Annotated in this window: 13 protein-coding genes and 1 tRNA gene; 7 read left to right on the top strand and 7 right to left on the bottom strand. The window is 72.3% G+C overall.

Going from position 1 to position 14,579, the window contains the following annotated elements; all coding sequences use genetic code 11:
* Positions 1 to 3: 3 nt before the first annotated feature.
* Genes ABT369_RS27815 through argS form a run of 3 tightly spaced genes read right to left on the bottom strand, consistent with a single transcriptional unit; the run spans position 4 to position 4,343 of the window.
* Entirely contained in the window at positions 4 to 1,275 is a 1,272-nt protein-coding gene (locus ABT369_RS27815) for a homoserine dehydrogenase (RefSeq protein WP_350616429.1), read from the bottom strand.
* Positions 1,276 to 1,290: 15 nt separating this feature from the next.
* Entirely contained in the window at positions 1,291 to 2,676 is a 1,386-nt protein-coding gene (gene lysA, locus ABT369_RS27820; protein WP_350616252.1) for a diaminopimelate decarboxylase, read from the bottom strand.
* An 8-nt stretch (positions 2,677 to 2,684) separates the two neighbouring features.
* Positions 2,685 to 4,343: an arginine--tRNA ligase gene (gene argS / locus ABT369_RS27825; protein WP_350616254.1), complete on the bottom strand. Its 1,659-nt coding sequence runs from the start codon at positions 4,341 to 4,343 to the stop codon at positions 2,685 to 2,687.
* A gap of 479 nt (positions 4,344 to 4,822) precedes the next feature.
* Here argS and ABT369_RS27830 point away from each other — a divergent pair, with 479 nt between their 5' ends.
* The 4 genes from ABT369_RS27830 (at position 4,823) to ABT369_RS27845 (ending at position 7,998) form a co-directional block, all read left to right on the top strand.
* Complete coding sequence (locus tag ABT369_RS27830) at positions 4,823 to 5,455, top strand: DUF3105 domain-containing protein (RefSeq protein WP_497986605.1); 633 nt, start codon at positions 4,823 to 4,825, stop codon at positions 5,453 to 5,455.
* A 3-nt stretch (positions 5,456 to 5,458) separates the two neighbouring features.
* A complete protein-coding gene (locus ABT369_RS27835) occupies positions 5,459 to 6,088 on the top strand; it encodes a DUF305 domain-containing protein (RefSeq protein ID WP_350616258.1) in 630 nt (209 codons plus the stop codon).
* 89 nt (positions 6,089 to 6,177) lie between these two features.
* A tRNA-Arg gene (locus tag ABT369_RS27840) sits at positions 6,178 to 6,249 on the top strand.
* Between the two features lie 414 nt (positions 6,250 to 6,663).
* Complete coding sequence (locus ABT369_RS27845; RefSeq protein ID WP_350616260.1) at positions 6,664 to 7,998, top strand: aminotransferase class I/II-fold pyridoxal phosphate-dependent enzyme; 1,335 nt, start codon at positions 6,664 to 6,666, stop codon at positions 7,996 to 7,998.
* On the opposite strand, the gene ABT369_RS27850 is transcribed toward ABT369_RS27845, so the two are convergent.
* A complete protein-coding gene (locus ABT369_RS27850) occupies positions 7,995 to 8,402 on the bottom strand; it encodes an ASCH domain-containing protein (RefSeq protein ID WP_350616262.1) in 408 nt (135 codons plus the stop codon). The two genes, ABT369_RS27845 and ABT369_RS27850, sit on opposite strands and share 4 nt — an antisense overlap.
* 87 nt (positions 8,403 to 8,489) lie before the next feature.
* Between ABT369_RS27850 and ABT369_RS27855 the strand changes: the two genes are divergently transcribed.
* Positions 8,490 to 9,221: a hypothetical protein gene (locus ABT369_RS27855; protein WP_350616264.1), complete on the top strand. Its 732-nt coding sequence runs from the start codon at positions 8,490 to 8,492 to the stop codon at positions 9,219 to 9,221.
* Here the strand turns inward: ABT369_RS27855 and ABT369_RS27860 are convergent.
* Together ABT369_RS27860 and ABT369_RS27865 are read right to left on the bottom strand one after the other, a co-directional pair.
* Positions 9,207 to 9,872, bottom strand: a complete 666-nt coding sequence (locus ABT369_RS27860) for a response regulator (protein ID WP_350616266.1) — start codon at positions 9,870 to 9,872, stop codon at positions 9,207 to 9,209. The genes ABT369_RS27855 and ABT369_RS27860 overlap by 15 nt on opposite strands.
* Positions 9,869 to 10,621, bottom strand: coding sequence for a sensor histidine kinase (locus tag ABT369_RS27865; RefSeq protein ID WP_350616430.1), 753 nt, complete (start codon positions 10,619 to 10,621; stop codon positions 9,869 to 9,871). The genes ABT369_RS27860 and ABT369_RS27865 overlap by 4 nt, the downstream gene beginning before the upstream one ends.
* A 197-nt stretch (positions 10,622 to 10,818) precedes the next feature.
* Here ABT369_RS27865 and ABT369_RS27870 point away from each other — a divergent pair, with 197 nt between their 5' ends.
* Positions 10,819 to 11,481, top strand: a complete 663-nt coding sequence (locus ABT369_RS27870; protein WP_350616268.1) for an ABC transporter ATP-binding protein — start codon at positions 10,819 to 10,821, stop codon at positions 11,479 to 11,481.
* A complete protein-coding gene (locus ABT369_RS27875) occupies positions 11,478 to 13,808 on the top strand; it encodes an FtsX-like permease family protein (protein ID WP_350616270.1) in 2,331 nt (776 codons plus the stop codon). The genes ABT369_RS27870 and ABT369_RS27875 overlap by 4 nt, the downstream gene beginning before the upstream one ends.
* On the opposite strand, the gene surE is transcribed toward ABT369_RS27875, so the two are convergent.
* On the bottom strand, positions 13,758 to 14,579 hold the full coding sequence (gene surE, locus ABT369_RS27880) for a 5'/3'-nucleotidase SurE (protein WP_350616272.1): 822 nt from the start codon (positions 14,577 to 14,579) through the stop codon (positions 13,758 to 13,760). The two genes, ABT369_RS27875 and surE, sit on opposite strands and share 51 nt — an antisense overlap.

The raw sequence follows: 14,579 nt of genomic DNA on the forward strand, positions 1-14,579 counted from the left end.
GCCTTACTCCCCTTCGACCCGCAGGACGCTCGCCACGGCGCGAACGATGTCCAGTGCCCGCAGCTCGGCGACGGTCGCGGCGAGGGCGCGATCCGGCGCGGCGTGCGTGACGATGACGAGCACGGCCTGGTTGCCGCGGCCGGACTGGTTCACGGTCGCGATGCTGACGCCGTGCTTGGCGAAGACGCCCGCGACCGCGGCGAGCACGCCGGCCTTGTCGGAGACGTCCAGGCTGATGTGGTACCGCGTGAACACGTCCCCGATCGGCGAGACCGGGAGGTCCGCGTAGGCGGACTCGGACGCGCTGCGCACGCCGGCGAGGCGGTTGCGGGCCACGGCGACGACGTCCCCGAGCACCGCGGAGGCGGTCGGGGCGCCGCCCGCGCCGCGGCCGTAGAACATCAGCTGCCCGGCCGCCTCGGCCTCCACGAACACGGCGTTGAACGCGTCGCCGACGCCCGCGAGCGGGTGCGTGCGCGGGATCATCGCCGGGTGCACGCGCACCGAGACGGCCCCGTTGGCCTTCGACGCGATGCACAGCAGCTTGATCGTGCAGCCCATGGCCTTCGCGCTGGCCACGTCGGCCGCGGTGACCTCGGTGATGCCCTCGCGGTGGACGTCGGCCGAGGTGACCCGGCTGTGGAAGGCCATCGAGGCGAGGATCGCGGCCTTGGCGGCGGCGTCGAAGCCCTCGACGTCGGCGGTCGGGTCGGCCTCGGCGTAGCCCAGCGCGGTCGCCTCCTCCAGCGCCTCGGCGAAGCCGGCGCCGGTGGCGTCCATCGAGGACAGGATGAAGTTCGTGGTGCCGTTGACGATGCCGGTCACCCGCGTGATCCGGTCGCCGTGCAGCGAGTCGCGCAGGGGGCGCAGGAGCGGGATGGCGCCGGCGACGGAGGCCTCGTAGTACAGGTCCGCGCCGCAGTCCGCGGCCGCCTTGTGCAGGGTGGCGCCGTCCTCGCCGAGCAGTGCCTTGTTGGCCGTGACCACGCTCTTGCCGGCGTGCAGGGCCTCCAGCAGCCAGGTCCGGGCCGGCTCGATGCCGCCGACGACCTCGACCACCACGTCGACGTCGTCGCGCGTGACGAGCCCGAGCGCGTCGGTGGTGAACAGGGCGGGGTCGATCGGCAGCTCACGCGTCTTGTTGAGGCGGCGGACGGCGACGCCCACCAGCTCCAGCGGCGCGCCGATGCGGGCCGTGAGGTCGTCCTCCTGCTCGTGCAGCAGGCGGACCACCTCGGAACCGACGGTCCCGCAGCCCAGCAGCGCTACCTTCACCGATTGCGGCATCTGTCACCCCACGTCCAGTCTCAGCAGATCGTCCACGGTCTCCCGGCGGACGATGACGCGCGACGCACCGTCGGCCACCGCCACGACCGGCGGGCGGGGCACGTGGTTGTAATTGCTCGCCATGCTGCGGCAATAGGCGCCGGTGCCCGGGACCGCAAGAAGATCTCCGGCCTTGACGTCGGCCGGCAGGAATTCATCTTTCACGACGATGTCCCCGGACTCGCAATGTTTTCCCACCACGCGGGCGAGAATCGGCGGTTCGGACGACGCCCGTCCGGCCACGGTGGCCGAGTAGGCCGCGTCGTACAGCGCGGTGCGGATGTTGTCGCTCATGCCGCCGTCGACGGAGACGTACGTGCGGATGCCGTCGACGTCCTTGACCGTGCCGACCTCGTAGAGGGTGAACATCGCCGGCCCGACGATGGCCCGGCCCGGCTCGACGGAGAGGTGCGGCACGCTCAGGTGCAGCGCGGCGCACTCCTGCTTGACGATCCGCAGCAGGTCCCCGGCCAGGTCGTGCGGCTCGGCGGGCTCGTCCTGCGTGGTGTACGCGATGCCGAACCCGCCCCCGAGGTCGAGCTCGGGCAACTCGCGGCCGTGCACCTCGCTGATGCGGGCCTGCAGCGACAGCAGCCGCCGGGCGGCGACCTCGAAGCCGGAGGCGTCGAAGATCTGCGAGCCGATGTGCGAGTGCAGGCCGCGCAGCTCCAGCACGTCGTCGGCGAGGATCTTGTCGACCGCCTCGGCTGCGGCGCCGCCGGCCAGCGAGAAGCCGAACTTCTGGTCCTCGTGCGCGGTGGCGATGAACTCGTGCGTGTGCGCCTCCACGCCGACGGTCACGCGGACCATCACGTTGGGGCGCCTGCCGGACTCGATCGCGATCCGGGTGAGCCGCTCGATCTCGTCGAAGGAGTCGACGATGATCCGGCCGACGCCGGCCTCGACGGCGGCGGTGAGCTCCTCGACGGACTTGTTGTTGCCGTGCAGGCCGATGCGCTCCGGCGGCATGCCGCCCTTCAAGGCGACCGCCAGCTCACCGCCGGTACAGACGTCCAGGCTGAGGCCCTCCTCCACGAGGATCTTGACCACGGCCGTGGCGAGGAAGGCCTTGCCGGCGTAGTAGACCTCGGCTCCGCCGAAGGCGTTCCGGAAGTTCCGGCATCTGTCGCGAAAGTCCGCTTCGTCCAGAACGTAGGCTGGCGTGCCGTGATCTCGGGCGATTTGCCCGACCTCAACGCCGCCGACTGTGATTTGCCCGTTTTCTCCGCGTGTGACGGTTTTGGGCCACAAGATCGGGACCAACGCGTTCACGTCCGCGGGCGTTCGCAGCCAGGACGGTCCGCTGGAGCCGAGGTCCGCGTGGAGCGCCCCAGCCTCGTGTGCGCGCATATCTTCCTCTACATCTGTTCCGGCGCGGAGACGCCGAGCAGGTCCAGGCCGTTGACGATGACCTGCCGGGTGGCGGCGTTGAGCCAGAGCCGGGCCCGGTGCGTCTCCGTGAACGGGTCGTCGCCCCGGGGCAGGACGAGGCAGTTGTCGTAGAACCGGTGGTACTCCCCGGCCAGGTCCTCCAGATAGCGTGCCACGCGATGCGGCTCGCGCAGCTCCGCCGCGGTGGCGACGACGCCGGGGAAGTCCCCGAGCGCCTTCAGAAGATCCAGTTCCTTCTCGTGTACCAGCAGAGCCGCGTCGTACGCCTCGGAGCGCTCGTATCCATACTCGGCCGCGTTGCGCGCGATCGACGAGATGCGCGCCCCGACGTACTGCACGTAGAAGACCGGGTTGTCGTTCTTCTGCCGCGTGATGACCTCGATGTCCAGCGTCAGCGGCGAGTCGGTGGAGGAGCGGGCCAGCGAGTACCGGGCCGCGTCCACGCCGACGGCGTCGATGAGCTCGTCGAGGGTGATCAGCGTGCCGGCGCGCTTGCTCAGCCGGACCGGCTCGCCGCCGCGCAGCAGGCTCACCAGCTGGCCGATGAGCACCTCGATGTTGCGCCGCGGGTCGTCGCCGGCGCAGGCCGCGATGGCCTTGAGGCGGCCGATGTAGCCGTGGTGGTCCGCGCCGAGCATGTAGATGCAGCGCTCGAAGCCGCGCTCGCGCTTGTTGATGTAGTACGCGGCGTCGGCGGCGAAGTAGGTCTTCTCGCCGTTGGAGCGGATCAGCACCCGGTCCTTGTCGTCGCCGAAGTCGGTCGTGCGCAGCCAGACGGCGCCGTCCTGCTCGAAGACGTGACCCTGCTTGCGCAGCTCGTCGAGGGCGTGCTCGACCGCGCCGCCCTCGTGCAGCGTCTTCTCGGAGAACCACACGTCGAAGTGGACGCCGAACCGCTCGAGGCTGTCCCGCATCTCCTGGAGCATCTTCTCGTACGCCTTTTGGAGGAACGCCGCCTTCTGCTCCTCTTCCGGCAGCTGCATAATGTCCGGATCGGTGGCTTTGATGGCGTTGGCAATGTCCTGGACGTATTCGCCAGGATAGCCGTCCGGCGGCGTGGGCTGCCCGTGCGCGGCGGCCATGACGGACTCGCCGAACCGGTTCATCTGCACGCCGGCGTCGTTGATGTAGTGCTCGCGCGTCACGTCGGCGCCGGCCGCGCTCAGGATGCGGCCCAGCGCGTCGCCGACGGCGGCCCAGCGGGTGTGGCCGAGGTGGACGGGGCCGGTGGGGTTCGCCGAGACGAACTCCAGGTTGACCTTCTCCTTGGCCAGGGTCTCGCTGCGGCCGTAGCCACGCCCGGCCCGCACGATGAGCCCGGCGAGCTCGCCCACGGCCCCGGCCGCGAGCCGGATGTTGAGGAATCCAGGCCCGGCGATCTCCACACTGCCGATCCCGGGAGTTTCCTGCAAGTTTTTCGCGACCGCCGCGGCCAGCTCGCGCGGGTTCAGCCCGACCCGCTTGCCCAGCTGCAGGGCGATATTGGACGCATAGTCACCATGCTCCGGGTTTCGGGGTCGCTCCACGCTGGTCGTCGCCGGGAGCACGGACGCGTCGAGGTCACGCTCGGTGATGGCCGCACGGGCGGCGGCGAGGACTGCTACGGCGAGTTCAGCGGGAGTCACCGACAAATGCTATCGGGGGTAGACTCCGGTACTTGGCGGCGGCCCGTTGTGCTGGTCACAATGCGGGACGGCTGGAACCGGATTCCCCCCGCGGGGGAGGGAGCCACCGGAGCAGTTCCCCGCCGCGACCCCCGACCGTTGACCAGACGAGGCCCGATGAGCGAGCACAACGCTGAGCGTTGCGAGGCGACGAGATGAGCATGAGCACCCAGCACGGTGGCGGCAACCGTAAGCCGTCCACCAAGGCTGTCTCCGGCGCGAAGCCGAAGCAGGGCGGCGACGAGGACGCCGACCTGGAGGATGTGGACGCCGTCGAGGATTCGGAAGTCTCGGATTCCGAGGAGACCGCGACCCCGGCCAAGCCCAAGGCGAACCCGCGCAAGTCGGCTCCGGCCCGCAAGACGGCCCCGGCCGGGAAGCGGCCCGCCACCGCCCGGCCCGCGGCCAAGAAGATCGCGCCGGTCAAGGTCAAGCAGGGCATGAGCTGGGGCCCGATCGCGCTGTTCACCACGGTCGGCGTGCTGGCCCTGGGCATCGTGGGCTTCGCCGGCTACCAGGTGTACGAGAACGGCCTGGGCTGGCGCGACCGCGCGGACCAGATCAGCGGCCTCAAGGACTACTACAAGCTCGACAAGGCCATGGTCGGCCAGCGCGAGCACGTGTGGGGCCCGCAGACCTACAAGCTGAGCCCGCCCGTCGCCGGCAACCACAACCCGAACTGGCAGCGCTGCCTGGGTGACGTCTACACGTCCCAGATCGCCAGCGAGCACGCGCTGCACAGCATGGAGCACGGCGCCGTCTGGATCACGTACAACCCGAGCCTCCCGGCCGACCAGGTCGAGGCGCTGGCCAAGCGTGTGCGCGGCAACGACTACATGCTCATGAGCCCGTACCCGAACCTGGACGCCCCGATCTCGCTGCAGGCGTGGGGCTACCAGCTCAAGGTCGACAACGCGAGCGACAAGCGCATCGACGAGTTCATCAAGGCGCTGCGCCAGAACGCGACGCTCGAGGCCGGCACCCCGTGCTCCAGCGGCGACATCATCACCGAGACCGGCAGCACGCCGCGTGACCTCGGCAAGGACGGCACGACGCAGATGGGCAGCAACTAGCCCGTGTTCGCGCAACTTTCACGGCGGGCGCGCCTGAGCCTGGGCGCGCTCGCCGCCGTCCTCCTCCTGGTGACGGGCGTCGCGATCGGGTACCTCATCCCGATCATGAACCGCCCCGGCGAGACCTCCATCGACGCCGGCTTCGCCCGCGACATGAGCGTGCACCACGCGCAGGCGGTCGAGATGGGGATGTTCGCGTACCGTCTCGGCACCACCGACGACATCCGCAACCTGGGGTACGACATCGCAGCGAGCCAGCAGTGGCAGATCGGCCAGATGCAAACTTGGCTGACGGAGTGGCACCTCTCCCCCACGTCGTCCAACCGCCCCATGGCGTGGATGCCGTCGGGGATGAACACCCTGCAGTCGGACGGCCGCATGCCCGGCATGGCCTCGGACGCCGAGCTGAAGAAGCTCAAGTCCTCCCAGGGCAAGGACTTCGACACCCTCTGGTGCCAGCTCATGCTGCGCCACCACCTGGGCGGCATCCACATGGCGGAGATCGCCGCCAAGGACGCCTCAGACCCCGAGGTGCGTGACGCCGCCGAGAAGATCCGCGTCTCCCAGTCGTACGACATCTCGCAGCTGACGGAGAAGCTCAAGGACCTCGGCGCGCAGCCGCTGTCCTCGTAGTTCCGCCCTTTGTCACCCGTCCCACGCAACGCAGGGGAACCAGTTCGTGGGGCGGGTGGGGGTTCTGCTAGTCTGTTCGAGGTCGCAAGGCCCCCGTAGCTCAGGGGATAGAGCACCGCCCTCCGGAGGCGGGGGCGCAGGTTCGAATCCTGCCGGGGGCACAGTATTTCTCCGCGCTGACGCGCGGGGCGGGGGGTTCCCACCCCGCACCCCCCATGGCTGCTACGCAGCCACTGGCCTAGCTTCGCTGGCCAGTTCCCAGACCCCCACTCGCTCGTAGTGGTCTTCGAGTTCGAGTTGGACGCGGCCAGCGCAACGAATTCCCGCGGACCACACGATCTCGCTGCATCCAGCGCCTCTCCCGCGCCGCCGCCATGCGCTTTCTGCCGCCGAGTAATCCCTGATCAGCGCGACAGAGGGACGGCGTGCACCGTGAGGTGGACCAGCCGCTCCGCGTGATGGACGGTGCAGCTCACGTCGTAGGTGTCAGCAGAGCCCACCCGGAACTCATACGTCGTGCGATCGCCGACGAAGTCCAGCGTCTCCCCCGGTCTGGTGGGCTATAGGGTCGGGGCGTGACCGTGGGCTTTGCGCTGGCCGGGCGTACGGCGAGCGAAATCTCCGCCGCCGTCGAAGCCGGTGTGCGCTCCGGCAGCCTGCAGGCCGGCGACCCGCTCCCGCCGATTCGCGCCGCGGCCACGCAGCTCGGGGTCAGTCCCGCGACCGTCGCCGCCGCGTATCAGGCGTTGCGACAGCGCGGTATTGCCGAGTCGGCGGGGCGGCAAGGTACTCGGGTGCGGCCCCGGCCCGCCGTTGCGCCGGCGCGGGGGCAGTTTCGGCTCGAAGTGCCCGACGGCGTGCTCGATCTGGCCACCGGGGCGCCCGATCCCCGGCTGCTGCCCGACCTCGGGCCGGCCCTCGCGCGTGCCGCCGCGGCGGGGACGTCTACCGGGTACGCCGCCGGGACCGTGCATCCGCCGTTGCGCGCCGCGGCCAGGGAGAGGCTCGAGCGTGACGGGGTCGACGCGAGTGAACTGGCCGTGGTCGGGGGTGCGCTCGACGGGATCGAGCGGCTGCTCAATGCGCATCTGCTGCCCGGTGACCGCGTCGCCGTCGAGGATCCCGGGTGGGCCAACCTGCTCGATCTCGTGGCCGCGCTTGGGTTGCGGGTGGTGCCGGTGCCCGTTGACGAGGACGGGCCGGACCCTCGGCGGCTCGCGGACGCGCTGCGCGCTGGGGCTCGCGCGTTCGTGGTGACGAGCCGCGCGCACAATCCCACCGGGGCCAGCGTCACCGCGGACCGGGCCGCGGGGCTTCGTGCCGTGCTCGCCCGGCACCCCGACGTGCTCGTGATCGAGGACGACCATGCCGGGGAGCTCTCCGTCGACGCGCTGCATCCGCTGGCCGGGGCTACGGGGGCGTGGGGATTCGTACGGTCGGTCAGCAAGTCCTATGGGCCCGACCTCCGGCTCGCCGTGGTCGCCGGGGACGCCACCAGCATCGGGCGGCTCGTCGGGCGGCAGCGCGTCGGCACCGGGTGGGTGTCGCTGCTCCTTCAGCGGCTCGTCGCCGATCTGTGGTCCGACCCGGTCGTGGCGGGGACGGTGGCGACGGCGAAAGAAGAGTACGAAACCCGCCGAATCGGCCTCGTGGAAGCGCTGCGGGCCAGAGGCCAGACGGTCACCGGCCGCACGGGGCTCAACGTCTGGGTGTCGGTGCCGGACGAGACGACCGCGGTGGCGCGGCTGCGGGAGGCCGGGTTTGCGGTGGCGCCCGGCGCGCTGTACCGCATCGCCACGCCGCCCGCGATTCGCATCTCGGTCGGCGGGCTGGAGACGGACGCGGTTCCCGCCGTGGCGGACGCGACCGTCCGGGCCGTGACCGGGTCGACCGACACGCCCGGGGTCTAGGGCACGAGCCGGAAGCGCTGCAACACCGCGCGCGTGTCGTCGTCGACGGTGAACGCGGGGTCGCCCAGCCAGCCCCGGTACTCCGGGCCGTGCCAGAAGCGCTCGTGCGTCTCCCGCCACTGCGCGACGGTGGCGTCCCCCTCCCCCTCGTCGACGGCGTGCGCGAGGTCGACGTCGCCGAGCCGGGCCACGCGGACCTCGACGACCTCGATGACCCCGACGCGCCGCCCGGCCGAGTCGACGACCGCGGCCCGCCGGCCGACGACCGGCAACGGCTCCTGGTCGAGCTCGTAGTCCTGCAGCAGGCCGGTCGTGGTCGTCTTGCTGCCGTCGAGCACGGCCGCGACCAGCTTGTCGCGCAACTCCCCGGGAAACCCGAACTCAGCGATCGGCAGCTCGTCCACGACGTCACTCTAGTCGCGCGGCTACTCAGCCGAAGGTGAGTACGGCGGCGGATTCGCGGCATCCATCGGTACCGAATGATGCAGCGTATGCGTGGGAGTAAATGGTGGTCGGTCGTGGTCGTCGGGGCCGCGTGTGTGTTGCTGTTCGCGTGGCTCGGGCGTCTCGCCGGGGTCACCGGTGAGCTGTTGTGGACGGTGGGCGCGGCGTTCGCGGCGCTCACCTGGACGCTCGTGCTCGTGTCCGCGCCCTGGAACCTCTACTTCGGGGCGCGTCAAGTCGTTGCCGAGGCGGCCGAGTCGCGGGACCGGGGCATCGCGGTCAAGGACGGCCACGAGGCCGAGGCGCGGCGGATCGCCCGGCGCATGCTCGGGTTCGCCGTCGCCGGGCACGTCGGGACGGCGGTCGTCGCGGCCGTGGCGGGATTCGTCACCGGGCGGGCGGTCGGGTACTACGTCGCCGGGTTCTTCCTGCTGTCCACCCTGATGCGGCCGGCCGGGGCGTACTTCTCGCACCTCCACCAGCGCATCACCGTCATGACCCGCGAGGTCACGCATCCGCGCGAGGACGTCGTCACGCTGCGGCGGGACGTTGCCGAGCTGCAGGAGCTGGTGCAGTCGCTGCAGCGGCAGGCCGACGAGCAGCATCGCGTCGCCGACGAGGACCGGAATGGGGCTCGGGAGCGGGATGACCAGCTGCGGCAGTCGATCGAGCGGATGGTGCGGCGCATCGACTCGGCCGTCGACGGGATCAGCGATCATCAGGATCTGCTCGCCGGGCTGCGGGCGCTCGTGCGGATGATCCGGTCAGAGCCCGTCTGAGGAGGGGCGGACGAGCCCGGTCTCGTACGCCAGCACGACCGCCTGCGCCCGGTCGCGCAGGTTCAGCTTGGTGAAGATCCGCGCCACATGGGTCTTCACCGTCGCCTCGCTCAGGGTCAGGGCCGCGGCCAGCTCGGCGTTGGACCGGCCCTGGCCCATGAGGGTCAGGACCTCGAGCTCGCGCGGCGTGAGGGGGGTCAGGTCGCGGTGCAGGGGCGGCGGCCGCGACTCGGCGGCGAAGCGCTCGACCAGGCGGCGCGTGATCGACGGGGCCAGGAGGGCGTCGCCGGTGTCCACGAGGCGGACCGCGTTGGCCAGGTGCTCCGGCGTCACGTCCTTGAGCAGGAAGCCGCTCGCGCCGGCGGCCAGGGCCGCGTACACGTACCGGTCCAGGTCGAACGTCGTGAGCATGATGATCCGGCACCTCGGCTGCCGCTCGACGATCTGGCGGGTCGCGGCCAGGCCGTCGAGGTTGGGCATGCGGATGTCCATGAGGATCACGTCGGGGCGCAGGCGGTCGGCCGCGGAGACCGCCTCGACGCCGTCGGCCGCCTCGCCGACCACGTCCACGCCGCGCGCGTTGAGGATCATGCGGAAGCCGGTGCGGACCAGCGCCTGGTCGTCGACAATCAAAACTCCCGGACCGCTCATGCCGCGTCCAGGGGGATGCGGGCGCGGACCCGGAAGCCGCCGCCGAAGCGCCGCCGGGCGTCGAAGTCGCCGCCGTACACCGCGATCCGCTCCCGCAGGCCGAGCAGGCCCCGGCCGGTGCCGACGGGCGGGGTGCGGCGCGCGGGCCGGGCGGGTCCGGTGTTGAGGACCTCGATGCGCAGGGAGCGTTCGGAGTACCGCACGCAGACCTCCGCCCGATCCGCCTCCCCGTGCTTGAGCGCGTTGGTGAGCGCCTCCTGAATGATCCGGTACGCCGTGGTGTCGATCCCGGCCGGCAGCGGCCGCGGCTCCCCGTTGACGAACACGTCGACCGGCAGCCCGGCGAACGCGATCCGGTCCACGAGCCGGCTCAGCCCGTCGAGGCCGGGCTGCGGCTCGAAGTGCTCCTCGGACCCGTCGGCCGTGGGGGCGAGCAGGCCCAGCAGGTGCCGCAGCTCCTTGAGCGCGTCGCGGCCGGCTCCCTCCACCGCGGCCAGCGCGCCGGCCACGTCGGGCGGGACGTCGGCGGCCGAGGCGGCCAGGACCTCGCGCGCGGCCCCGGCCTGCACCACCATCACGCTCACGTTGTGGCTCACGATGTCGTGCAGCTCGCGGGCGATCCGGGCCCGCTCGGCCGCGACGGCCCCGCTCGCCGCCGCCTGCCGCTCGCGCTCGAGCAGCCAGCCCCGCTCGTCCAGCGCCCGCCGGTGCCGCCGCCGGGCCTGCGCGGCCGCGAAGCCCAGCGCCACCGCCGCCGCCGCGGCGGCCACGAACGCCGTGAGCAGCACAACGGCGAGGACGGTCACCCTTGTCACGATGCCAGACCCGCGCCCGGGCGCGCATCGGACCTGGGGAGCACCGGCGTACATCCCCAGGATGACCCCGGGCGGCGGGTTGCATCCGGCTGCGGACGTCACGGGCGGTACACCCGAAATAGCGTCGTGGCATGACGACGGTGGTGCGCCTGGACGGGGTGCGCAAGGAGTTCGGCGGCACGACCGCCCTCGACGGGGTCTCGCTCAGCGTCGAGGGCGGCGAGGCGGTCGCGGTCATGGGCCCCTCGGGCTGCGGCAAGTCGACGCTGCTGAACATGATCGCCGGGCTCGACCGGCCGACGGCGGGGCGGGTCGAGGTGCACGACGAGGACCTGGGGGCGCTGAGCGAGACGGGGCTGGCGCTGTTCCGCCGGCGCCGCATCGGCATGGTGTTCCAGTTCTTCAACCTGCTCGACGACCTCTCGGCGCTGGACAACGTGGCCCTGGCCGCGCAGCTCATGGGCATCCGCGCCGCGCAGGCCCGGCGGCGCGCCCTGGAGCTGTTCGACGAGCTCGGAATCGCCGACCGGCGCAACGCCTACCCGGCCTCGCTCAGCGGCGGCGAGCGGCAGCGGGTCGCGGTCGCCCGGGCGCTCATGAACCGCCCGGCGCTGCTGCTGGCCGACGAGCCGACGGGGGCGCTCGACAGCCGGGCCGGCGAGCAGGTGATGGACCTGCTGCTGGACCTCAACCAGATCGGGCAGACGCTGCTGCTGGTCACGCACGACACGGCGATGGCCGAGCGCTGCGCGAGCCGGGTGGTCGAACTCGCCGACGGCAGGGTGGTGGCATGAGTGCGGTGTGGCGGGCCGCGCGAGCCGCCGTGCGGCGGCGGAGGATGCAGACCTTCGTGATCGGGCTCGTGGTGCTGTGCTCGACGGCCACGATCGTGGTCGCGCTCGGGCTGCTCGACGCGTCCACGGGCCCGTTCGACCGCGCGTTCGCGCATCAGCGGGGGGCGCACGTCATCGCGACGTACGACACCCAGAACCCGGCGACGAGCGCCCCCGGCGTCGAGGCGGTCGCCGGCCCCTTCCCCGAGGTGGTGCTCGACGTGCCGGCCGACGGCGGGCCGATCTGGGCGACCGGGCCGCTGACCGTCGTCGGGCGCGCCGACCCGGCCGGGCCCGTCGACCGCGTCGACGTGTGGGTGGGCCGCTGGGCCACCGGCGCCGACGAGATCGTCGTCACCGCGCAGCCGCCGCCGGACCGGGCCGACGCCGACCGCTTCGGCGGCGACATCCTCGGCAAGAAGGTCTCCGTGCCCGGCAGGCCCGTCCTGACGATCGTCGGGGTGGCGTACAGCCTCGGCAACACCGCCGACGCCTGGGTCTCCCCCGCGACGATGGCCGCGCTCGGCCCGTCCGGATCCCAGGTCCTCTACCGCTTCCGGCACGCGGCCGACCGGGCCGAGGTCGACGCGGCGATCGCGTCCGTGCCGCGCGACGGGCTCACCGGGACGCAGTCGTACCTCACCCGCAAGGCCGAGGTCGCGGCCGGCCCGGGCACGATGCTGCCCTTCCTGGTCGTCTTCGGCGTGCTCGGCCTCGTGGTCGCCGTGCTGATCGTGGCCAACGTGGTCAGCGGCGCGGTCATCTCGGGCTTCCGGCACATCGGCGTGCTCAAGGCGATCGGCTTCACCCCGCGCCAGGTGGTCCTCGTGTATCTCGTCATGGTGTCGGTACCGTCCGCCGCCGGCGCCGTCCTCGGCACCGCGCTCGGCACTGTCGCCGCGCGGCCGCTGCTGGCCGGCGCGTTCCAGGGCCTCGGCTTCGGCGCGCGGGTCGACACCGGCCTGTGGGTGCCCCTCACCGGCGCCCTCGGCGTGCCCGTCCTGGTCGCGCTCGTCGCGCTGGTGCCGGCCCGGCTCGCCCACCGGCTCTCCGCCGCCGAGGCCATCAGCGCCGGCTCCGCCCCGAAGGCGGGCCGCGGCCTGCGGGTGCAGCGGGCGCTGTCCGGCACCCGCCTGCCCCGCGCGGTCAGCCTCGGCCTCGGCCTGCCCTTCGCCCGGCCCGGCCGCACCGCGCTCACCATGGCCGCGCTGCTGCTCGGGGTCACCACGGTCACGTTCGCCGGCGGCCTCGCCACGTCGGTGATCCGCTTCGGCGACGCCGTGGACCGCGCGGACGCGGTGCAGGCCCAGGTCCGCCCGAGCAACCCCGACTTCGGCCGCGTCTCCACGGACAGGACCGACCCGCAGGTGGAGGCGCTCCTGCGCGGGCTGCCCGGCACCGTGTACGTCACCGCCGACCTCACGCTGCCCCTCACCGTCGCCGGGCACCGCGACCCGGTGCAGGTCGACTTCCTGCGCGGCGACGCGACCACGCTCGGCTACCAGGCCGAGCTCACCGAGGGCCGCTGGATGGCCGCCCCGGGCGAGGTGGTCGCCGCGTCGAAGGCCCTGAAAAACCTCGGCCTGCGCGTCGGGGACACGATCCGGCTCACCTACGACGGCCGCGAGGCCCCCGTCACGATCGTGGGCCGCACCATGGAGGCCGGCATCGCCGGCGGGGACCTCTTCGCCGACTGGTCCGTCTTCACCGCCATCGCACCGTCGTACCACCTGGTGAACCACGAGGTCATGTACTCCGTGCGCGTCCAGCCCGGGACGAGTGTGGAGTCGTACCTCGCCTCCGTGCGCGCCGCCGACCCCGGGCTCTACGCCTGGTCCGCGGTGAGCGGTCTCGGCAACACCTACACCGTCTCGGTGGTCACCATCTCGGTCGTGTTCTCGCTGATGATCGGCACCGTGGCCGCGCTGAGCGTCTTCAACACGGTGCTGCTCAACGTCCGCGAACGCCGCCGGGACCTCGGCATGCTCAAGTCGATCGGCATGACGCCCCGGCAGGTGGTGGCCATGATGGTCACGTCGATGGCGGTGCTGGGCCTGCTCGTCGCGGTCGCGGGCATCCCGGCCGGCATCGCCGCGCACCGCCTGATCCTGCCGATGGTGGGCCGCACGGCGAAGATCGACCTCCCGGCGGCCATGTTCCACGTCTGGAACCCGGGCGCGCTGGCCCTGATGGCCCTGGCCGGCGTGGCGATCGCGGTCCTCGGCGCGCTGCTGCCCTCACGCACCGCCGCGCGGCTGCCCATCGCCGAGGTCCTCCACAACGAATAGGCCGCCGCCCACCACGAGTGGATCGAGGTCCTCCGACGGCGGCCGCAGCGCGGTCACGGTCGCGTACCCCTCGGCCAGCAGCGCCAGATCGGTGCCGGGCGGCGCCGGCTCCTCGCGGACCTCGACGATGATCCGCGCGAAGTCCTGCGCCGCCTCCGCCACCGCCATCCGGACCTGCCCGAACGGCGCCGGGGCCGCGCGCCGCAGCCCCTTGAGCGACGGCGGCGGCAGGTTCGGCGCGTTGAGGTTCAGCACCGTGGCAGCGGGGGCGGCCGCCAGCCGCGGCAGCAGCCGCGCGGCGAGCGCCCCGGCCGTCGGCCAGTGCTGCTCGACCACCGGCACCGCCCGATCCTCGTGGGGCAGCGCCGTGGGCACGTCGAGGGAGACCGCGAGCGCGCGGATGCCCTCGTTCGCGGCCGTGAGCGCGGCGCCCACGGTGCCGGAGTGCAGGATCGCGTGGCCGACGTTGGCGCCCTGGTTGATGCCGCTGAGCAGGATGTCGGGGGGCGGGCCGAAGACGCCGAGGGCCGCGAGCACCGCGATGTACGCGGGCGAGGCCGCCACCGCGAACGCCGTGATCCCGTCGAACTCGACCGGCTCGAGGACGAGCCGCCCCTGCTCGGTGACGGCGGTGAGCGCCGCCCCCGCCCCACTGAACTCGGTCTGCGGCGCGGCGACGGTGACGTCGTGCCCGTCCCGCGCGACGGCCTCGGCCAGCGCCCTGATTCCGGGCGCCCCGATGCCGTCGTCGTTGGTGATCAGCAGTCGCAC

Source organism: Dactylosporangium sp. NPDC000244 (genome assembly GCF_040300725.1).
In the GTDB taxonomy this organism is placed as follows: domain Bacteria; phylum Actinomycetota; class Actinomycetes; order Mycobacteriales; family Micromonosporaceae; genus Dactylosporangium.

Bases quoted from the DNA above. Each gene is read 5' to 3' on its own strand.
- ABT369_RS27855 (WP_350616264.1), top strand. From the start codon at position 8,490: ATGCGTGGGAGTAAATGGTGGTCGGTCGTGGTCGTCGGGGCCGCGTGT.
- ABT369_RS27875 (WP_350616270.1), top strand. From the start codon at position 11,478: ATGAGTGCGGTGTGGCGGGCCGCGCGAGCCGCCGTGCGGCGGCGGAGG.
- ABT369_RS27830 (WP_497986605.1), top strand. From the start codon at position 4,823: ATGAGCTGGGGCCCGATCGCGCTGTTCACCACGGTCGGCGTGCTGGCC.
- lysA (WP_350616252.1), bottom strand. From the start codon at position 2,676: ATGCGCGCACACGAGGCTGGGGCGCTCCACGCGGACCTCGGCTCCAGC.
- ABT369_RS27870 (WP_350616268.1), top strand. From the start codon at position 10,819: ATGACGACGGTGGTGCGCCTGGACGGGGTGCGCAAGGAGTTCGGCGGC.
- ABT369_RS27860 (WP_350616266.1), bottom strand. From the start codon at position 9,872: ATGAGCGGTCCGGGAGTTTTGATTGTCGACGACCAGGCGCTGGTCCGC.